The 20,983-nt window shown below is 56.6% G+C and carries 20 protein-coding genes; 15 read left to right on the top strand and 5 right to left on the bottom strand.

The annotated features are described in order from the left end of the window. Positions 1–393: 393 nt before the first annotated feature. From ruvC to DWV16_RS11825, 14 genes are all read left to right on the top strand, one after another. The gene (gene ruvC, locus DWV16_RS11760) at positions 394–885 is read left to right on the top strand and encodes a crossover junction endodeoxyribonuclease RuvC (RefSeq protein ID WP_066458106.1); all 492 of its coding nucleotides are present in this window, start codon (positions 394–396) and stop codon (positions 883–885) included. A gap of 49 nt (positions 886–934) precedes the next feature. Then, positions 935–1,543, top strand: coding sequence for a Holliday junction branch migration protein RuvA (gene ruvA, locus DWV16_RS11765; protein ID WP_066458108.1), 609 nt, complete (start codon positions 935–937; stop codon positions 1,541–1,543). 18 nt (positions 1,544–1,561) lie between these two features. Next, positions 1,562–2,617: a Holliday junction branch migration DNA helicase RuvB gene (gene ruvB, locus DWV16_RS11770; protein WP_066458110.1), complete on the top strand. Its 1,056-nt coding sequence runs from the start codon at positions 1,562–1,564 to the stop codon at positions 2,615–2,617. A gap of 24 nt (positions 2,618–2,641) precedes the next feature. Then, positions 2,642–3,997, top strand: coding sequence for a phosphoglucosamine mutase (gene glmM / locus DWV16_RS11775; protein WP_118479399.1), 1,356 nt, complete (start codon positions 2,642–2,644; stop codon positions 3,995–3,997). Between the two features lie 19 nt (positions 3,998–4,016). Then, a complete protein-coding gene (locus DWV16_RS11780; RefSeq protein ID WP_118479401.1) occupies positions 4,017–4,886 on the top strand; it encodes a class I SAM-dependent methyltransferase in 870 nt (289 codons plus the stop codon). Positions 4,887–4,978: 92 nt separating this feature from the next. Beyond that, a complete protein-coding gene (locus DWV16_RS11785) occupies positions 4,979–5,830 on the top strand; it encodes an energy-coupling factor transporter ATPase (protein WP_066458117.1) in 852 nt (283 codons plus the stop codon). Beyond that, entirely contained in the window at positions 5,827–6,696 is an 870-nt protein-coding gene (locus DWV16_RS11790; RefSeq protein WP_066458119.1) for an energy-coupling factor transporter ATPase, read from the top strand. The genes DWV16_RS11785 and DWV16_RS11790 overlap by 4 nt, the downstream gene beginning before the upstream one ends. Continuing rightward, complete coding sequence (locus tag DWV16_RS11795) at positions 6,689–7,510, top strand: energy-coupling factor transporter transmembrane protein EcfT (RefSeq protein ID WP_066458121.1); 822 nt, start codon at positions 6,689–6,691, stop codon at positions 7,508–7,510. Before DWV16_RS11790 ends, DWV16_RS11795 begins: the two co-directional genes overlap by 8 nt. Positions 7,511–7,640: 130 nt before the next feature. Continuing rightward, on the top strand, positions 7,641–8,378 hold the full coding sequence (truA, locus tag DWV16_RS11800; protein WP_118479403.1) for a tRNA pseudouridine(38-40) synthase TruA: 738 nt from the start codon (positions 7,641–7,643) through the stop codon (positions 8,376–8,378). A gap of 17 nt (positions 8,379–8,395) precedes the next feature. Then, entirely contained in the window at positions 8,396–9,820 is a 1,425-nt protein-coding gene (locus tag DWV16_RS11805) for a DUF5711 family protein (RefSeq protein ID WP_118479405.1), read from the top strand. 110 nt (positions 9,821–9,930) lie between these two features. Then, positions 9,931–10,653, top strand: coding sequence for a CvpA family protein (locus DWV16_RS11810; RefSeq protein WP_066458134.1), 723 nt, complete (start codon positions 9,931–9,933; stop codon positions 10,651–10,653). 24 nt (positions 10,654–10,677) lie between these two features. Beyond that, a complete protein-coding gene (locus tag DWV16_RS11815) occupies positions 10,678–11,232 on the top strand; it encodes a CDP-alcohol phosphatidyltransferase family protein (RefSeq protein WP_066458136.1) in 555 nt (184 codons plus the stop codon). A 186-nt stretch (positions 11,233–11,418) separates the two neighbouring features. Beyond that, positions 11,419–13,683 (top strand): ATP-dependent Clp protease ATP-binding subunit, encoded by a 2,265-nt coding sequence (locus DWV16_RS11820; protein ID WP_243007323.1) that lies wholly within the window; start codon positions 11,419–11,421, stop codon positions 13,681–13,683. A gap of 271 nt (positions 13,684–13,954) precedes the next feature. After that, positions 13,955–14,182, top strand: coding sequence for a helix-turn-helix domain-containing protein (locus DWV16_RS11825; RefSeq protein WP_066458146.1), 228 nt, complete (start codon positions 13,955–13,957; stop codon positions 14,180–14,182). A 15-nt stretch (positions 14,183–14,197) separates the two neighbouring features. Here DWV16_RS11825 and DWV16_RS11830 read toward each other — a convergent pair whose 3' ends face one another. The 5 genes from DWV16_RS11830 to DWV16_RS11850 all read right to left on the bottom strand — a co-directional run bounded on the left by DWV16_RS11830 (position 14,198) and on the right by DWV16_RS11850 (position 19,494). Next, on the bottom strand, positions 14,198–14,677 hold the full coding sequence (locus DWV16_RS11830; protein ID WP_118479407.1) for a hypothetical protein: 480 nt from the start codon (positions 14,675–14,677) through the stop codon (positions 14,198–14,200). Beyond that, a complete protein-coding gene (locus DWV16_RS11835) occupies positions 14,670–16,100 on the bottom strand; it encodes an ABC transporter permease (protein ID WP_066458151.1) in 1,431 nt (476 codons plus the stop codon). The genes DWV16_RS11830 and DWV16_RS11835 overlap by 8 nt, the downstream gene beginning before the upstream one ends. Then, complete coding sequence (locus DWV16_RS11840) at positions 16,087–17,883, bottom strand: hypothetical protein (protein WP_118479409.1); 1,797 nt, start codon at positions 17,881–17,883, stop codon at positions 16,087–16,089. The genes DWV16_RS11835 and DWV16_RS11840 overlap by 14 nt, the downstream gene beginning before the upstream one ends. Beyond that, on the bottom strand, positions 17,880–18,881 hold the full coding sequence (locus tag DWV16_RS11845) for an ATP-binding cassette domain-containing protein (RefSeq protein WP_370219136.1): 1,002 nt from the start codon (positions 18,879–18,881) through the stop codon (positions 17,880–17,882). The genes DWV16_RS11840 and DWV16_RS11845 overlap by 4 nt, the downstream gene beginning before the upstream one ends. A gap of 151 nt (positions 18,882–19,032) precedes the next feature. Continuing rightward, entirely contained in the window at positions 19,033–19,494 is a 462-nt protein-coding gene (locus tag DWV16_RS11850; RefSeq protein ID WP_118479411.1) for a GNAT family N-acetyltransferase, read from the bottom strand. A 216-nt stretch (positions 19,495–19,710) separates the two neighbouring features. On the opposite strand from DWV16_RS11850, the gene rlmD reads away from it, so the two are divergent. Beyond that, a partial coding sequence (gene rlmD, locus DWV16_RS11855; protein ID WP_118479413.1) for a 23S rRNA (uracil(1939)-C(5))-methyltransferase RlmD occupies positions 19,711–20,983 on the top strand: 1,273 nt, incomplete at its 3' end.

A 20,983-nucleotide genomic window follows, 5' to 3' on the forward strand; every position in this document is an offset into this window, starting at 1 on the left:
TTTTTGCAAAAATGCAAGTAAAAAAATCAAAAAAGTTGACATAATTTTTTATGCAGGATGTAAAAGAAGTTTTTATAATGGAATCCTGACAGAAATTCGGTAAAACTGTCAATATTTGACCGGGCTTTCTTGGCAAAACCGACTGAAAGGTACTTGTTCCAGTTGCCGCAACTGTGGTATAATAGCCGAAAAGCGGCTATTATATGGGGGCTTATGGCCAGGCAGATGCGTCGGAAAAGCCGACTCCCTGCCCGATGGCCCATTATCCCACCGCGCGCTTCGCGCGTGTGGTATAATAAAACGTAAAAGCTCCTTCCTGTGCCGGCGCAGCCAGGACGCCCCGAAAGCCGCAGGGAAATACCGCCGGCGGGAAAGGAACTTCGTGGAGGGCCTATGCTGATCCTTGGAATCGATCCCGGCTATGCCATTGTTGGCTATGGGGCGGTGGACTATACATATGGAAGATTTTCTCCGGTGCGTTTCGGCGCGATCACAACGCCCGCCGGAATGGAATTTTCGGCACGGCTTGAGATGATTTATCAGGATATGACCGCGCTGCTCGACCGCACGCCGGTGCGGGCGCTTTCGATCGAAAAGCTTTTTTTCACAAACAACAAAACAACCGCCATCGAGGTGGCCGAGGCGCGCGGAGTGATTCTGCTTTCGGCCAGACAGCACAACGTGCCGGTTTTTGAGTATACGCCAATGCAGGTCAAACAGAGCGTTGTGGGATACGGCAAGGCGGAAAAGCATCAGGTTATGGAGATGACCCGGCAGCTGCTGGGACTCAGCGAGGTGCCGCGGCCGGACGACACGGCTGATGCGCTCGCGCTGGCCATTTGCCATGCACACAGTGCAAATTCCCTTTTGACCTATCTCAAATGAATGCAGGAAATCCGCCCTCACAGGGTACCTCATAAAAGGAGAAACTGGAATGTATTATTCGCTGACCGGAAAATTGAGCCATCTGGAGGAAGGTTTTGCGGTAGTCAACTGCGCGGGCGTGGGCTACAAGTGCATGACCACCATGACCACCCTCTCCTGCCTGCCGCCAGTGGGCAGCGAAATTACCTTATACACCCATCTCAATGTGCGGGAGGATGCGCTCGACCTGTTTGGCTTTTATTCGGAAAGCGAATGCAGCGCGTTTAAAATGCTGATCGCTGTTTCCGGCGTGGGGCCGAAGTCCGCGCTCGCGGTGCTTTCGGACATGACCCCGGAAAAGCTCTCACTCTGTATTGCGTCGGGCGATGTGAAGAGCCTGACCCGTGCGCCGGGTATCGGCCCGAAGGCCGCGCAGCGGATCATCCTGGAGCTCAAGGACAAGATTTCAAACGAAAGCCTGGCGTCCGGAATCGGAGATGTTGCGTTGCAGCTGCGCCAGGAGGAGAGCAACACGAGCGAGGCGGCGAGCGCGCTGGTGGTGCTCGGTTACAGCCAGTCGCAGGCCGCGCAGGCGCTCGCCGGCATCGACCCGGACACGCCGGTGGACGAGATGATCAAGCGCGGGCTCAAGGCGCTCGCGGGCCGCATCGAGCGCTGAGGATAAGGAGACGGATGGATGTTTGACAATGAGATGGATTTTGAAAACAGGATCGTGACGCCCGATTACTCCGCGCAGGACAGCGACGCGGAGCTTTCGCTGCGTCCAAAGACCCTGAACGAGTACATTGGCCAGGAAAAGGTCAAGGAGAATATGAACATCTTCATCCAGGCGGCCAAGAAACGGGAAGAACCGCTTGACCATGTACTCCTGTATGGCCCTCCGGGTCTTGGAAAGACAACCCTTTCCGGGATCATTGCAAACGAGATGCAGGTCAATATCCGCGTGACGAGCGGCCCGGCGATCGAAAAACCGGGGGATTTGGCCGCTTTACTCACAAATCTTGCGCCAAACGATATACTATTTATAGATGAGATCCACCGTCTGTCCCGCAGCGTCGAAGAGGTGCTCTACCCCGCGATGGAGGACTATGCGCTGGATATCATCATCGGCAAGGGGCCGTCCGCGCGGTCGATCCGGATCGACCTGCCGCATTTCACCCTGATTGGCGCCACCACACGCGCCGGGCAGCTGACCGCGCCATTGCGCGACCGGTTCGGCGTGATCCAGCGGCTGGAGCTTTATTCCAATGAGGAACTCTGCACGATTATCCGGCGCAGCGCCGAGATCCTGGGCATCCAGGTGGAGGAGAGCGGCGCGTATGAGCTGGCGCGCCGCAGCCGTGGGACCCCGCGTATCGCGAACCGGCTCTTAAAGCGGGTGCGTGATTTCGCGCAGGTGATGGGCAACGGCATCATCACCGCCGAGATCGCGGACATCGCCTTAAATCGTCTGGAGATCGACAAGCTGGGGCTTGACAACATCGACCGGCGGGTGCTTACGACGATCATCCGCAATTACGGCGGCGGGCCGGTTGGGCTCGACACGCTGGCGGCCGCAATCGGGGAAGAAAGCGTGACGCTTGAGGACGTGGTGGAACCGTTCCTCATGCAGCTGGGCTTCTTGTCACGCACGCCGCGCGGCCGCTGTGCGACGCTGCCGGCTTATCAGCATCTGGGACTCCGCCCTCCGAAGGACGCGGCGGTTTTGGAACAGCTGACCCTTACCGAATGAATACATACGATAGGAGAACTCTGAATGGGCAGGATTTTTGGAACTGACGGTGTGCGCGGGATTGCCAACGGAGATCTGACGATCGAGCTTGCGATGCAGATCGGCCGTGCCGCCGGAATGGTTGTGGAGGAGTCGGTTGGCCGCCGCCCGACTGTATTGGTCGGAAAGGACCCCCGCATCTCCTCCGATATGCTCGAAGCGGCGCTTTCGTCAGGCCTTTGCAGCGCCGGGGCGAATGTGGTGCAGCTTGGCGTGGTGCCGACCCCGGCGGTCGCCTATCTCACGACAAAATACGGCGCGGACGCGGGCGTGATGCTCTCGGCCAGCCACAACCCCTTCGAATATAACGGCATCAAAATCTTTTCCGGCGAGGGTTACAAGCTGCTCGACAGCCAGGAGGAGGAAATCGAGGAGATCGTGCTCGATGGGGCGCGCCCTTTCCCGCTCAAATCGGCGGGGGAGATCGGCGTCATCACCCGCGCGGAAAATGCGGCGGACGACTATGTAAATTACCTCAAGACCACCGTTGACTGCGACCTTTCCGGCTTGCGGGTGGCGATCGACTGTTCGAACGGCTCGGCCAGCGTCACAGCGAAAAAACTCTTCTGCGGCTTGGGCGCCGTTTGCGACATTTTCTACGCGGAGCCGGATGGCCGTAATATCAACGAAAAATGCGGCAGCACCCACATCGCGGAGCTTGCGAAACTCGTGAAGGCCGGGCGGTACGACGCGGGGCTTGCGTTCGATGGGGACGCCGACCGGTGCCTCGCGGTGGACGAAAACGGCGAGCTGGTCGATGGAGACCGGCTGATCGCGCTTTTCGCATACCATCTCAAGGAGCAGGGCAAACTGAAAAATAATACCGTTGTGGCAACCGTCATGTCGAATCTCGGTTTTTTCAAGTTTGCAGAGAAGCACGGCATCGACACCCGGGCCACCCGCGTGGGTGACCGGTATGTGCTTGAAACAATGCGCAATGAGAACTTTAACATCGGCGGCGAGCAGTCGGGGCATATCATTTTCCTTGACTATATGCCGACCGGGGACGGCCAGCTTTCGGGCGTGCAGCTGCTTTCCCTCTTAAAGACCTTCCAAAAACCGCTTTCGCAGGCGGCGAACGTGATGCGCACCTATCCGCAGACGCTCCTGAACATCACGGCGACGGCCGAGATGAAGGAAGCGCTCGCAAATGATGAAACGGTGCAGCAGGTGATCAATTCCCTCGGGGAGGAGCTCGGCGGCGACGGGCGGATTCTGGTGCGGCCCTCCGGGACCGAGCCGCTCATCCGGATCATGGTCGAAGGGCAGGACCACCGGCAAATTGAAGAAATTGCGCGCCGGATTGCCGATGCGATCCAGAAACAGGGCGCAAGACGTTAAGACAGAAAGAGGAAGTTACATGCGGGCATCAACCGAATGGAAAGACTTTGCGGTTATCGATACAAGCGGCGGGGAAAAGCTGGAGCGATGGGGGGATGTGACCCTCATCCGCCCCGACCCGCAGGTCATCTGGAATACTCCGAAGGGCCCGGAGTGGAGGTCGGCCGACGCGCGGTACAACCGGTCCTCATCGGGCGGAGGCAGCTGGGATGCGCGTTCGCTGCGCCGCGACGAGTGGGAGATCTCTTATGGGGATCTGCGTTTTCATATCCGCCCGACCGGATTCAAGCACACCGGGCTTTTTCCGGAGCAGGCGGTCAATTGGGACCTGATGCGCGGGATCATTGAAAAGGCTGGGCGGCAGCTCAACATCCTGAACCTGTTTGCCTATACCGGCGGCGCGACGCTTGCCTGCGCGGCGGCGGGCGCGAAGATCTGCCATGTGGACGCCTCGAAAGGGATGGTCCAGTGGGCGCGGGACAACGCCGCGCTGTCCGGCCTTTCGGAAAAGCCCATTCGGTGGATTGTTGACGACTGCAAAAAATTTGTGGAACGGGAAATAAGGCGCGGCGTGCGGTACGATGGGATCGTAATGGACCCGCCAAGTTACGGCCGCGGGCCGGGCGGCGAGGTCTGGAAGCTGGAGGACTGCGTCTTTGACCTGGTGGGGCTCTGTGCCGGAGCGCTTTCGGACAGGCCCGCTTTTTTCCTTTTAAATTCCTATACGACCGGCCTTTCGCCGTCGGTGATGGCGTACATCCTGTCGGTCACGGTGGGCAGACGGTTTGACGGGCGGGTCACCGCTGATGAAATTGGGCTTCCGGTTGAAAAGACCGGGCTCACGCTGCCATGCGGTTCGACCGCGGTCTGGCAGGGAGAGCCTTTTTAAACAATCTTTGCCGCTGAAATCCTCTTCCGGAATTTTTGACGCGGTCTCCCGATGGGTGCCGCGGGACTTTAAACAGAAAAGGGAAACGAACGATGCGTGATATCATCACCGCCTCGGGGGTGACGTTTGGTTACCCCAAGGACAATAACGAACTGAACATCGTGCTGCACGGAATCGACCTGACGATCCGGGAGGGCGAATTTGTCGCGGTGCTTGGGCACAACGGCTCGGGCAAGAGCACCATTGCCAAGCATATGAACGCGATCCTCCTTCCCAACGAAGGGGAGATGACCGTCTGTGGGATCAATACGAAGGTGGAGGACCGGCTTTATGAGATCCGGCAGCAGGTGGGCATGGTGTTTCAGAACCCAGACAACCAGATCGTCGCGACCATCGTAGAAGAAGACGTGGCGTTCGGCCCGGAAAACATGGGGGTCGAGCCCGCCGAAATCCGCCGCCGGGTGGATGAAGCGCTCGCCGACGTGGGCATGACCGAATATAAGACCCACGCGCCGCACCAGCTTTCGGGTGGGCAGAAGCAGCGGATCGCCATTGCGGGCATCATCGCGATGCGGCCGCGCTGTATCGTGCTTGACGAGCCGACCGCCATGCTCGACCCAAAGGGCCGCAGGGAGGTCCTCTCGACGATCCGGCGGCTGAACCGGGAATTGGGCATCACAGTGGTGCTCATCACCCACTATATGGAGGAAGCCGCCCAGGCGGGACGGGTTGTTGTGATGAACGACGGCAGGATCCTTTTCGACGCGGCGCCGCGCGAGGTTTTTTCGCATGTGCAGGAACTGAAGGATGTGGGGCTCGACGTCCCGCAGGCGACCGAGCTCTGCTTTTTGCTGCGCCAGTGCGGGCTTGACCTGCCAAACGACGTACTGACTGAGGACGAATGCGTCGATGCGCTCGTGAAGCTGCTGGAGGGACACAGATGATTGCAATCAAAACCGAAGATCTGACATACACCTACTCTCCCGGCACGCCATTTGAAAAGACCGCCGTCGACCATGTGAACCTGGAGATCGAGCAGGGCGAATTTGTCGGCGTGATCGGTCATACCGGATCGGGGAAATCCACCCTGATCCAGCATTTTAACGGGCTGCTCCGGCCGACCTCCGGCCGGGTGCTGATCGAAGGGACCGACCTGTGGGCCAAGGAGACCAACCTGCGCGAATACCGCTTTAAGGTGGGGCTGGTGTTCCAGTATCCGGAGTATCAGCTTTTTGAGGAGACAGTTTATAAGGATATTGCCTTCGGGCCGCAGAACATGGGCCTTTCACCGGGACAGGTGGATGAACGGGTGCGGGAAGCCGCGCGTTTTGTCGGCCTGAAGCCCCACCATATGGAAAAGTCTCCGTTTGAGCTTTCAGGCGGGCAGAAGCGCCGGGTGGCAATCGCGGGGGTGCTCGCGATGAACCCGGACATCCTGGTGCTCGACGAGCCGACCGCGGGGCTTGACCCGAAGGGGCGCGAACGCATCCTCGGACAGATCAAGCAGTACCACAAGGAGCGGGGCAGCACAGTGCTGCTCGTTTCGCATTCGATGGAGGACATCGCGAAGTATGCCCACAAGGTGCTGGTGCTCAGCCGCGCGGGTGTCGTGATGTACGACGATGTGGCGAAGGTTTTTTCCCGCGCGAAGGAGATCACCGACATCGGCCTTTCGGTCCCGCAGGTCACCCGTATCTTTGACAAGCTGCGGGAGAAGGGTTACCCGGTGGACGAGAGCGTCTACACAATGGATTTTGCCAAAAATGAGATTCTGCGCCTTTTGGGAAAGGGGGATGGGGCCGATGCTTAGGGATATCACCATTGGGCAGTATTTCCCGGGCGATTCGCTCATCCACCGGCTCGATCCGCGCATGAAGATCGTTTTGACGATGGCGTATATCGTCATGCTGTTCGTTGCGACCAATCCGATCGGCCTTTTGATCGGCATCCTGTTTCTGGTGCTGACCTACGCTGTTTCGAAGATCCCGGGCGCGATGATCTTGAAAAGCCTCAAGCCGGTCGTGCCGATCATTCTTTTCACAGCGGTGCTCAACATGTTTTTCATCGACGGAAAGGTGCTCTGGCAGTGGTGGGTCATCAAGATCACCCTGCAGGGCGTCACCACCGCGATTGTGATGTCGATTCGGATTGTTTGTCTCATTGCGGGCACTTCGCTGCTCACCTATACGACCTCTCCGATTGCCCTGACCGACGGCATCGAACGGCTCTGCAACCCGCTCAAGCGGTTCAAGCTGCCGGTGCATGAGCTTGCGATGATGATGACCATCGCTCTGCGTTTTATCCCGACCCTCATCGAGGAGACAGACAAGATCATGTCCGCGCAGAAGGCGCGCGGCGCGGATCTTGAAAGCGGCGGGCTCATCCAGCGCGCCAAGGCGCTGATCCCGATCCTGATCCCGCTGTTCGTGTCGGCTTTCCGCCGCGCGGACGAGCTGGCGCTCGCGATGGAATGCCGCTGCTACCGTGGCGGAGAGGGCCGTACCCGGATGAAGCAGCTCAAGATCCACGGCTTCGACATCTGGAGCGCGGTCTTTGTCGGCCTTTGCGTTGCGGGCGTGGTTGCGATCAACCTCTGGGCGCCCGTGCTCCTGCCGATGCGCTGAACAAAACGCCCCCAGCGCAAAGAACAGAAGACTTCATCTCTCCCAATGCAAGGAGCGCGAAACGCCGGCTTCAGCCCTGAGCTGGCCGTTTGTTGGGCGCGCGAAGGACACAGAAGAAGGAGGCGGTCGTGTGCGGCAACTGCTTTTGACGCTCCGTTACCGGGGCACGAATTACCATGGCTTCCAGGTGCAGAAGAACGCGCGCACCGTCGCCTCGACCGTGCAGGACGCGGTGGAGCGGGTGTTCGGCGCGCGGTTGGATGTGAAAGGCTGCTCGCGTACCGACGCGGGCGTGCACGCGAACTGTTTCGCGCTCACTTTGCGCACCGGCTCCCTGATCCCCTGTGACGCGCTGGTGCGCGCCATGAACGTAAATCTCCCGGAAGACATCGCTGTTACCGCCTGCCGTGAAGTGGCGGATGACTTTCATCCGCGTTACAGCTGCACCGGCAAGCGGTATCTCTATAGGATTCACAACAGCCCGCTCAAAGATCCCTTCGGCGCGGATCTTGCGCTGCAGTGGAAATACCCGCTCGATGAAAAGCGGATGCACCTGGCGGCGCAGGGATTTTGCGGGACGCACGATTTCGCAGCGTTCTGCAGTGCCGGGTCAAGCGTGAAGGATACGGTGCGCACCATCACGGCGGCTTCGGTCACACGGGAGGGGGAGCTCGTTTCCTTCACAGTGACCGGGAACGGTTTTCTTTACAACATGGTGCGCATTATGACTGGGACGCTGCTCGAAGTGGCTGCCGGAAAGATCCATCCGGAGGAAATCCCGGCAATCATCGAAAGCCGCCGCCGGGAAAAAGCGGGCGCCACGGCGCCGGCACACGGGCTTTACCTCGATATGGTTTATTATGATTAGAAAAAGGAGGCCGCCAGATGGCGCAGCTGACCGATCTTGAAAAAGTACGCCGCCGCCGTTCCAGGCGGCGGACCATCCGAAACCTGATGATCCTCGCGGTGTTCGCATTGATTGTGGCGCTGTGCGTCTCGCTTATCAAATATGCGGGGGAACTCGACCTGGCTACCGCCTACAGTGACATCAAAGCCGGCATTGTCACCGGAGAAGGCTATCCGGTGACAATGCCGGGCGGGCAGATCAGCCGTCTGGAGGCTTCTGAGGATGTTTTGTTCTTGCTGTCCGACACCAATCTTTACAGCTACAATGCTTCGGGCCGTCAACTTCTGAATGCCCAGCACAACATGGTAACTCCGTCGCTCTCAACGGCTGGCGACCGGGTCCTGCTCTACGACCGGGGCGGAACCCGGGTGTCGATCTATTCAAAGTCGGCGCAGACCGCAACGGTCAGCTTTGACCACACCATCTACACGGCGGACATCGCACAGAACGGAAACTATGCAGTTGCCGCCGGTTCGGATGAAACGCTCGCCAAGGTTGCTGTTTATAACCGCAGCGGCCAGAACATCTTCAACTGGCTTTCCACCAAGCCGATTGTGAGCGTTTCGCTTTCGGACAACCGGGATTATATGCTGGTGGGACATGTGGACGTTTCGGATGGCAGCTATCGTTCGAATATCAGTAAATTTCAGTTCAGCATCAATGAAGGCGCGATTGCTTCCGTGGATCTCGATCCGGGTGAGCTCCTGCTTTGGGTGGATTACCGCGGCGGGAACACCATCCGGGCGCTGACCGATAAGCGGGTGGTCCTTTTTAACGGTGACCTTAAGGAGCTGGCGTCCTTCCCGTTCGGCAGCGAGAAGCTCGACCGGGTTGTAAACCGCTCAAACGGGCGGCTGGTAATTGTGCTTGGCAGTTTTGCGCAGGAAAAGCAGATGCGGGTGGTTACTTTGGCGGATGATTTTTCAAAGCTTGCCGATTTTAGGATCGACTATGACCTCATGAGTGTCAAGACGGATCTCGAGCACATCTATCTGGCCACAAAAGACGGGATTGAAATCCGTGGGTCGGACGGTGCTTTGCAGGCCAGCCTGCCGGTTGCCAATCTGCACAACCTGGAGCCGATGCAGGGGATTCTCTATTACACCACAAATGCGGAAATCCGCGCGGCGGACGTCAAGGAACTGACCGCGCCAAAGGAAGAAAAAGATCAAAAAGGACAGAGTTCCTCCAACGGAAAGAAGCCGGACGCTTCCACTTCCGGACAGACGTCCGGCGGGCGGGATGAAGATTCTGAAAGCGGAAATTCGTTGAAAGAAGAGGAGGAAAGCGCCGCGCAGGAACCGGAAGAATCGGCCTTGACCGCGGTTTCGGACGGAACAGAATCGCAGGCGCCCACATCCAGTGCGGTGGAGCCTTTGCAGGAATCCGAACCGCAGGCCTAGCCCGGCTTGGTTTTTGGCAGCCCGGGTTGCGGATTTGTCAAACTGGAAGGAATTTGCTACAATGGAAACGGGAAAAGCATCCGCCTTTTTCCGCAGATGAAGGAGACTCTATGGACTTTTATGTTGCCATCGGGCTGGATCTGGCGGCGGTTGCCATTGTCGGATATTGTATCTATGCCGCAGCTAAGAAAGGCTTTTTGCGTACGGTGATCCAGATGGTCGCGTATGTCGCGGTCATTTTGGCCGCGTCGTTTTTGTCAAACGCGGCCGCGCCGGTCATTTATGACCGTGTGGTGGAGCCGATGCTCTTGGAGGAACATCATGGGGGAGCGGCGCTGCCGCAGGGAGCCCCCAGTAACGCCGCGCTGGTTTCCATGGCGCCACCTGGATTGCTCGCGGCAGGCGGCGCGCTGGATGGTGTGCTTGATTCGCTGGAAGGGCTGCTGCCGGAGGATTTTGACCCGGAAGCGGTCGCGGACGGCCTGATTGATGATCTGGCGGACGCGACCATCCGCCCGCTGATGATCAGCGCGATCCGGATGATCGGTTTTGTGGTATTGTTCGCGCTCCTGTCAATGCTTGCAAATTGTCTGCTTTCAGCACTGGGCATCATCAACTATCTGCCGGTGGTAGGGACAGTGAACGGGCTGCTGGGTGCGGCGGTGGGCGCATTGCAGGGGATCCTGCTGGTTTGGATTCTGGCCATCCTTTTGCAGGGGCTTTTGCATATCTATCCGGAAGGCTGGTGGGTGTTTACCCAGGATGCGGTTGGCCAGAGCTATGTATTCAAATATTTTATGGACTTCGATTGGCTGAGACAGCTTTATGCCTGAGGCATGTGAGGGGAGTGGGCAAAAATGAGAATGAATGTCCCGAACGCACTGAGCACGATGCGCATCGTGTTGATCCCGTTTTTCCTGTACACCTATCTGACCGCGCAGCATGAGTCCCAATATGTGGCCGCGGCGGTGATCCTTGCCGTATCCGGCCTGACCGATACGGTGGATGGATGGATCGCGCGGCACTTTAACATGATCACCCAGCTGGGGAAGATTCTTGACCCGGTGGCGGACAAGCTGACGCTGGCCGCGGTGGTGGCGGCGCTTTGGATTCAAAAGCCGCACCTCTGGCCGCTTTACGCGCTTTTTATCGCCAAAGAAGTGCTCATGCTGCTCGGGGGACTTCGGCTGCACCACAAAAAAATTACGATCGAAGGGGCAAAATGGTTTGGAAAATTGGGGACGATTCTCTTTTATATTGTGATGATTATCATTGTGGCTGTCCCGCAGCTCACCGATCGGACGATTGTCCTGATGCTGGCTGTGCTACTGGCCGTGATGCTGTTCGCACTGCTGCAATATGTGTTTTTGTTCCGCAGGCTGATCCGGTCGGATGGCGGAAAAGCGTTCTGAAACTACACCGGAATCGTATAAAATGTTTAACGCCTATTAATATGTAGTTCATAAGGTGCATATACAATAGTATCCTGGAATGGGTGCGTTGTACGTCCCTGTTAACAGAGAAATGGCGCAAATGAAAAGGTGAAATATATGGATATCATGTGTTCTAGATGTAAAAAACGGGTGGCTGTGGTCTTCATGACCCGGCTGGACGGTGGTAAAACCGTCAACGAAGGGCTGTGCCTGCGCTGCGCGAAGGAGCTCGGCCTCAAACCGGTCAGCGACCTGATGGATAAAATGGGCATTTCTGACGACGATTTGGACAACATGTCCGATCAGATGATCGAGATGTTCGGCGGCGAGGATGGGGAAAGCGGCTTTGAGATGGGCGGCGCCCAGTCGCTGCCTTTTTTGCAGAGTATCTTTGGCGGAGACACGAACAATGCGATTGTCCCGAAGAAGGAGGAGGCCTCCGACGCGGACAAAGACCTCATCTCCCCGACCATCCGGGAACGCCCCCGCGACCGCAAAAAGAAAGCCCCGGAGAAAAAGTACAAATATCTCGACGCCTACTGCGAGAATCTTTCGCGCAAGGCGGAGGAGGGCAAGATCGACCGAATCATCGGACGCGACCGGGAGATCTATCGCGTTTTGCAGATCCTCAACCGCCGCACCAAAAATAACCCCTGCCTGATCGGTGAGCCGGGTGTCGGCAAAACGGCGATCGCGGAAGGCATCGCCCAGCGGCTGGCGAGCGGCGACGTGCCGTTTCGGCTCGCGGATAAAAAACTCTACCTGCTCGACCTGACCGCGCTTGTGGCCGGGACGCAGTTCCGCGGCCAGTTCGAAAGCCGCGTCAAGGGGCTCGTTGAGGACGTCAAGGAGGCGGGCAACGTCATCCTGTTCATCGACGAGGTGCACAATCTTGTCGGCGCGGGGGACTCGGAAGGTTCGATGAACGCCGCCAACATCCTGAAGCCCGCGCTTTCCCGCGGGCTGATCCAGGTGATCGGCGCCACCACCTTCAATGAATACCGCAAGAACATCGAAAAGGATGCGGCGCTCGAACGCCGGTTCCAGCCGGTCACGGTCGAGGAACCCTCTATTGCGGACGCGGTGGAGGTCATCAAAGGCATCAAGGGCTACTACGAACAGCATCACCGGGTGGTTGTAAGCGATGAGATCGCCCGCTTGGCGGTGGTTTTGTCCGAACGGTATATCACCGACCGCTACCTGCCCGACAAAGCGATCGACCTGATGGACGAGGCCTGCTCCAGCGCGGTGCTGCGCAACAAGGAGCTTGCCGAATACGATAAGCAAACAAAGGAGCTGAAAAACGTCACCGACGAGCTGGAGGAGCTGGAAACCGCCACACCGCCGGGCGACTACGAACAGATCGTGCGGCTGCGCTCACAGAAGCTTGTGCTGGAGGGCCAGTGCGCCAAGCTGGAACCGCAGGCGCTCAACCAGCGGGTGACCGAAGAGGACCTTGCCAAGGTGATTGAGTTGTGGACGGGCATCCCGGCCGCGAAGATTCAGGAGACTGAGCTGCGCCGTGTCGCGCATCTTGCAGAAGTCCTGAAAAAGAAGATTATCGGGCAGGATGAGGCGGTGGATCTGGTGGCCGCTGCGGTTCGCCGCAGCCGGGTGCAGATTTCCGCCCGCCGCCGTCCGGCGTCGTTCATCTTTGTCGGCCCGACCGGCGTGGGAAAAACCGAGCTTGTCAAGGTGCTTGCAAAGGAGCTTTTTGACACGACCGATCCGCTCATCCGGCTCGACATGTCCGAATTCATGGAGAAGCACAGCGTTTCCCGGATTGTCGGTTCGCCGCCCGGATATGTTGGCTATGACGAAGCCGGACAGCTCACCGAAAAGGTGCGCCGCAAGCCGTATTCGGTTGTGCTGTTCGACGAGATTGAAAAGGCGCATCCGGATGTGCTCAACATCCTTTTGCAGATTCTCGACGAAGGCCGCATCACCGATGCGCATGGCCGCGTGGTTTCGTTTGAGAACACGGTGGTGGTCATGACTTCGAACGCGGGCAGTGAACGCAAAGAGGGCACGGTGGGATTCAACCGCCAGCCGGAAGAGATTGCGAAGGAAAAGGCGATGAAGTCGCTTTCCGAATTCCTGCGGCCGGAATTTTTGGCGCGTGTGGATGAGGTTGTCGTTTTCCGTCCGCTGGGCGAGGAGGACTACCGCCGGATCGCGGGGCTCATGCTCGGCGAGCTGAAGGAACCGCTGACTGAAAAGGGAATCAAATTCGGTTGGGACGATTCAGCGCTCGCTTACATTGCACACAAGGCATATGGCAAAAAGAGCGGCGCGCGCGATCTGCGCACAGTCATCCGCAAGGAGGTCGAGGATGTCATCAGTCTCAGGCTGGTGGAAAATATCGATAATCCGCCCGCGCTGATGAAGCTTTCGACTTCAGGCGATAAGCTCGATTTAATCTGCAATTGATTTGCACCCTTCGCGCATCACCAAAAGCTTTGATCAAACTTTCTCGAAAGTTTGCGGGGGTCGCGGGGGCTGCGCCCCCGCGGCTTGGGCCGCAGCCCTGCTTCAGGCGATTTTTCGGTTCCTTTTTCAAGAAAAAAGGAACAAGAAGGAAAAGGACCGGGTCAATTGACCCGGTCCTTTTCCTATATGACGTCTCCCTGTTACGCATTATAGGTCAATTTCACCCTAGCGGCGCTGCAAAAATCTGCTATTCTGGTATAGGGTGATGAAAATGAAACGTTTGAAGGAACTGCGCCTACAGAGAGGCCTTTCCCAAAGAGAACTGGCCAAACAGAGCAGAATTCATCGGACGGCCATTGCAAAGTTTGAAAAAGGGGAACGTTCACCGCGCGCCGCAAGCCTGATCAGACTTGCGGACACATTGCAGGTCAGCATCGATTATCTAATCGACCTGTCAGATGACCCAACGCCATATCGAAGAAGAGAGGACGCAGACTGAACTGCGCCCTCTCTTTTATTTCAGGGGGAAGCGGATGGTGGGTTCCGCTTCGGTGCTGTCTGGCCGCGCCACGTCGATCAGCTCGAGAAAGGCGAGCGTTTCCGGATGCTCCACCTCTTCAAAAAACAGCTTGACCACCCCTTGCTTGATCTGCGCCGGCAGGTACCAGCCTGAGATTTCCGCCCCGTTTTCCCCGATCAGCCGCGCGCCCATCGAGGGGAATTTTTTTACCTCATCCACGGTGCAGACCACCGTCCGCGCCTGTGGATAATAGCGCACATGATAAAGCTGTATGCCCTCCACCCGCATCTTTTCACTGCGCAGGGCGACTTCCGTAAGCACGCCGCCAGGGGTTTCCCCCGCGATCATCCGCATAAAAGAGGAGTAAACCGGCGTTTCAATCAGCTCTTGACGCACGTGCAGCCGCCAGCCGTACCCACACAGCAGGAAAGCCGCCAGGACGAGTACGGCGGCGGCCACTGCTTTTTTATTCATGTTTAATCGCCTCCAACGCGGAGATTTTCATCGCGCGGTTGGCAGGTAGGATGCCGGAAAGCAAGCCGATCAAAGTAGCGAAGCCAATGGCGGCGAACACCAGCCAGAGCGGGATCACCGAAACGGCTGTGGCGGCCTGTTCACCGCCTGCGCCCATCATCATGCCATAGCTCATATAACTGCCTGCGCCCATACCGGAATCTCCCATGCCGGTTGAAAAATTGAAATAATTCATGGCGAAGGAGATCGCATAGCTGATCCCCACGCCGATACAGCCTCCCAGAAACCCGATGACTCCGGCCTCCATCAGAAAGACGGTACGGATGTTGCCGACCACACAGCCGAGCACTTTCATCACGCCGATTTCACGGGTGCGCTCATAGATCGACATGATCATTGTGTTGGTGATGCCGATTGCGGCGACGATCAGCGAGATACCGCCCATCATGCCAAGGAACATCTGCTGCTTGCGGGCGCTTTCCTGCATCGGCTTACGCACAGTTTCCATCGAGCGCGTTTCAAAACCCATCGCCTGGATCTGGGTTTCCACCGGGTCAACATCATCCATCGATTTTACCTTGACGGTGACATTGTTGTAACCGGTGTTCTCCTTTTTGTTGACCAAAATTTTATTGGCTTTGATGTATTCTTCCTCCAGCTTTTTCAGGTCGTTGATGTCCATGATAATGCCGCGGGAAGTTTCGTAGCCTTTGTTCCAGTCCTCTTTAATCCGTGCAACCGCTTTGAGGTCCCGGGTGATATGCTTGGTATCATCCTCATTATTATCGTTGTAGCGGTCGTCCTGTTCGCTGGTCAGATAAAAATCCTCGGTCATCATCTCTACGAACGGGTCGCGGATGACTTCGCCGTTTTCGTCGGTTTCCGGCCAGGTGTAGTTATTATATTTGCTTTTGGTGTCCTCGAAATCATAGTCGGTGTACTGCCCGATCACCACGTTCATCGGCTTGCGGTTGTTGACCTGTGGGCCGGTAGGGTATTCGCCTTCAAGCAGCTGATACCCCATCAGCGGCATCGCTTCGGCATAGATGCCGATCACATTTGCCCAGTTCAGCCGGTAACGGTCTTTTTTGCCCGCGACGAGCGACGGGTTGAAATACTGCGGGTTATAAACCGGCGTTGCAACCACCACATTGGGAAGCGCCTGCATCTTGGCAACCGCTTCGTCATCCATCACCATTTTTTCACCGGTTTCGCTGCGGCCGTAGTTCATCACATTGATGATGGTCAAATCGCCCATCTGGGCGAGCATGGCTTCCTGTGCCAGGTTCATGCCGAGACCGAGCGAGATCATGACGACGATCGCGCAGGTGCCGACGATGACTCCCACAATGGTGAGGAGTGTGCGCATCTTGCGGCGGAACAGATTTCCAAGGCACATGGAAATCATATCAGATATCCTCATCATCGTCCTCCAGCAGTTTCTGCTCACGGCGGTTGCGAATGACTTTGGCTATGAATGCCAGCACAATGATCAGAACCACGCCGCCAACCATATACGCCCAGATCGGAATCTGTGCATACCAGGCCGGACTTTCCTCCGGCGGCATATCTTCAGGATTTATCATTTCCTGATCCATTGGCGGCATCTCGATCATAATGCCGTTGGTGGTGAACGGGGAACGCAGTTCGCCGACATTCATATTGGCGTCTTCATATGTAATAATCACTTCCCCGGAAATCGGGCCGGCCTCAAGGGCGCCGATCAGAAAATCGGCGCTCTCCTCCTTGCCGCCTTCGATATTGCCGATAAACTGGCGCTGGCCCGGCTGGGAGATATTTCCCGTGATTTCAGCGGTCACATTATAAACGGTGGTCTTACCCTTGTTGATGAAAGTGGCTTCGATGCCGGAATCCTCCCCGACATAGACTTCGTTCGGGACTTCAACCGGTTCGAGAGAAAAACGGTCAAGCTGGGAAACCGGGATACTGATCTCCTCCTCGGAGGTAAACTGTTTGCGTGCCTCCTCGATGACTGACTCAAACGCGAAGCTCAGTTTGATCGGGTGGGAGATCGGTTCGGCGTTTGGTTTGACCGACAGATGCAGCGTCCGCTGCACCGAGGAATTCTTCGAGAGCTTGTCGATGTAAAAGGTATTGGAGGAACCGTTCATCGTGAAGGCCTCCGGGACCGTGACTTTCAGGACGATATTGTCAACCGGAAGCTTCTGGCTGGTGTTGGTGAAGGTGATCTTCAAATCAAAGTTGCTGGCCGCGGTCACACTGCCGCTGCCGTAATCAAATTCAGAAACGATGATATTCGGCGTGGGCGGCGCGATGTCCGGCTTGCTGGAGCTGTCGTCATCATCGTCGTCGTCATCGTCGTCCTTGTCGCGTTCATAGATTTCACAGCCGTCGATAATCTCATTGAAATGACGGGTCGCGTAATAACTGTCGTGATAATCCACATCCAAAATCATCCGGTTGGTGTCGCCCGTATAATAGGGCCCCTTAAATTCGATCGTATAGGAAACAACGTCGCTTCCCTTGACCTCGATAATTTCACTGGAGGTAAAATTTCGTATGAAGTCCGAATTGATGTTGAAGGTGACGTTGTCTTTGATCGCTTGGAATTCTGATTTGGACAGATTGGTGTCCCGAATGGTCACCCGGAAGGAATTATAGCTTCCTTTTGTCACTTTGGAAATGGGGCGACCGCTGGAATTATAAAACGTCGCGGAAGAGATGGAGTAGTTGCCTTCGGTGCTGTTTGTGAGAATGTTGTCGAAGGTGAAGTCGACCGATTCCGTTTTGGATGGGTTTCCATCAATGTGATAGGTGAGCTTGAAGCTCATTTTCCCGGTCTTCTTTTCGGTGTAATTGACATTGGTGATTGTGAGCGTATAGGTAATATCCTCACCCGTGTTGACCTCGGAAATGACTTTGTCGCTGTCGCTTGACAGCTGGAAGTTGTCGGTGGTAAATTCCACGGTCACTTCCCCCGTGGGATCCGGCACCGCTGTACCGGCGGCCTGCCGCAGCTTTATAACCAGAGAATCAATTTTACCGTTGCTTAACGCCACTTTCGTAATATCTTCGCCGTCCGCTTCGACGCTGTCGACGCGCGGCAGATCCGCTGCCTGTACCGGAATGCCGAGAAGTACTGCCGCAAACGAAATACCGGCGGAAAAAAGCAGAAAAAGGAAGGCAAGCGCCAGGGATAAGATACGGCTGGAAGAACGGGTCATGGGTTCATTTCTCCTTTGTTATCGGCATCATGTTCGGCATCGGCCGTGTTTGGTTCAGATTCACCAGTTTCATTGCTGTCCGGTTCGGACAGCATGTCAGGCTCCGGCAGTTCAAAGGGAGCCCCATCGGGCAGCTCGTCAAGCTCCGGCGGTTCCGGGACGGCTTTTTTCTCTTTCTTTGGTTCGGGAGTGCCGTCATAAATCGGTTCATGCACCTGGTCGCTGGTGATTGCACCGTCTATGAGCGTGACCACCCGATCAGCGTAATCCGCAATCTCCGGGTCGTGGGTGACAATGATGAGCGTCTGACGGTATTTGCGTGCAAAGCGTACCATCATCTTCATAATGTCAATGGTCGTGTGGGTGTCGAGATTTCCAGTTGGCTCGTCCGCGAAGACGACCTTCGGCTTGGAAACAAAAGCGCGTGCAATGCCGACACGCTGCTGCTGCCCGCCGGACATTTGAGTCGGTTTGTGGCGGGCGCGTTTTTTCAGCCCGACCGCCGCCAGCATCTTGAGCGCGGCCTTATTGCGGTTGCGTTTGCTGATTCCCTTGAAGATCATCGGCAGCGCGACATTTTCCATAGCGGTCATGGTGGGAAGCAGGTTATAGGATTGAAAAACGAACCCCAGGTATTCCTGCCGGAAACGTGCCAGCTGGTTTTCCGTGAGTTTCGAGATGTTGACCTTCCCAATATAAACTGAACCGCGGGTCGGCTTTTCCAGGCCCGCGAGCTGGTTGAGCAGGGTGGATTTGCCAGAACCGGAGGTACCGACAATGCAAACGACCTGCCCCTGCAAAATTTCCAGATTGATATCGGCGAGCGCGACGACCTTTTCATCACCGATGTGGTACACCTTGCGCAGATGCCGCACGCTGATCATCACCCGCGGCTTTTTTTGCGGCGCGCACAGGGATGCTTCGGCGGAAAGCACCGGTGCCGTCTGCGGAAGTCCGGTGTTTTCCGGCGGCAAAACAGCGACTGCATGCTCTTCCAAAATAGCCGCCTCCTTTCCCGATAATACCTATCATAAAGTGTATTTCCCACAGGGAATTACTGCAAGTATTTCACAGTTTTTACAGCTTTCCAAGATCTTTATATCACAATTGGAAAAGGCCCCCAAAGGATGCTGCCGTCCCTGTATGCACTCAAAGCGTAGGTGCGGCGTATACGCGTTCAGATGCTCCGCCGGCATCCGTTGCCAGCGTTAAGAATTCCCATCCGCACCGTTCGTAAAAAGAGGTGTGGTCGGTCACCAGGTAGAGCTTCTGAAAGCCCATCCGTCCGAAATCCTTGCGCGCAAAGTCTAGGATCGACCTGGCAATCCCCTGGTTGCGGCATCTTTCCTCCACAAAGAGCGCGCACAGATTCGGCGATAGATCGGGCCGGTCGTGAAAATCATTTTCGATAACGCCCGCGCCAGCGGCCACCGCCTGCTTTCCATCCAGAAAAAGATACCACTGCGGAACACCGTACCGCTTTGCAATGCATGCCTGGATACTTTTCCGATAGACTCTGGCGGGGATTCCCCATTTTTGGCTGAACCAATCCGCTGCAGTCTCCAGATAATCGGGATGGTCCCGCAGCGGGATAATCCGGTTGTTTTCCATTGCTTTTGTGTCCTTTCGATCTGTGAGACAGGGCCGGCCTCGCTTCCTTGTAAGAACAAGCTGTTTATGTTAAAATAAAGAAGCCTGTCCAGCGGTTTTGGCCGCTGCGGCCGATGGACTGTATGGTTTAAAACAATACAGTTCGAGTATACCATAGAATCTGAAAAAAGCAAGTGCGGGCCGGCTTTGCCCGCGGCAATGGAAAGGGTAGCGGTTATGCTGCAGAAAAACCAGATCATCGATCTTGCGGTCACTGATATGACCCATGAAGGAAGCGGCGTCGGCCATTACGAAGGGATGGCGGTATTTGTCCCGGCATCTGCCGTGGGCGACTGCTTGCGCGTGCGGATTCTGAAGGTCAACAAGACCCATTGCTTTGGGAAAATTGAGCAGGTTATGAGCCCGTCGCCCGACCGGGTGGAAACGGACTGTCCGGTGAGCCGCCGCTGCGGCGGCTGTGTGTTCCGGCATGTTTCCTATGCGGCGCAGCTCAGATATAAGCAGCATTTTGTCCAGTCAAACCTTGAACGGATCGGTGGTTTTTCATTGTTGACAGAGCTCATCGAGCCATCTCCGCAGATTGACGGATACCGTAACAAGGCCCAGTATCCGGTGCGGATGCAGAAGGGGAAGCTGGCGGCTGGATTTTTCGCGCCGCGCACCCATGAAGTGATCGACTGCCACAGCTGCCTTTTGCAGCCACCAGGCTTCCAGGGCATTCTGGAATCGGTGCTTTCCTTTGCGGAGAAATATGGCGTTTTGGCCTACGACGAACTGTCCGGGCAGGGACTGCTGCGGCATGTCTATCTGCGCTGCGGCCAGCAGAGTGGGGAAATTATGGTCTGCCTGGTGGTGAACGGTTCGGGCTTGCCGCACGAAAAAGAATTGGTCGGGACGCTGCGCGCGTGCAATCCGTCGATTGTTTCAATCCTCCTCAATGAAAACACACGTAATACCAATGTCATCTTGGGGCAGCGCACCCGGCTTCTCTACGGGAAGGATCATATTACCGATACGCTGTGTGGTGTGCGGTTTGACCTTTCGCCGCACGCATTTTATCAGGTCAACAACCCCGGGGCCGAACGGCTTTATGGTGTGGCGGAGGAATATGCTTCGCTGACGGGAGAAGAAACAGTTCTCGACCTGTACTGCGGCGCTGGAACAATCGGCCTTTCACTGGCTGGCCGGTGCAAACAGGTCATCGGGGTGGAAATCGTTGCGCAGGCGGTGGAAAACGCGGCTTCGAACGCCCAAAAAAACGGAATCACAAACGCGCGGTTTCTCTGCGCGGATGCGGTGCAGGCCGCGAAGCGGCTGGCCGCAGAAGGGGTCCGGCCGGATGTGATCATCCTTGATCCGCCGCGCAAAGGCTGTGAAGCGGCGCTGCTTGATACGGTAGCCGGGATGTCACCGCAGAAGATTGTGATGGTATCCTGCAACAGCGCCACCATGGCGCGGGACTGCAAGATACTGGCGGGGAAGGGGAATA

Origin of the sequence: Anaerotruncus sp. AF02-27 (genome assembly GCF_003465835.1) — a bacterium.
Lineage (GTDB): Bacteria > Bacillota > Clostridia > Oscillospirales > Ruminococcaceae > Anaerotruncus > Anaerotruncus rubiinfantis.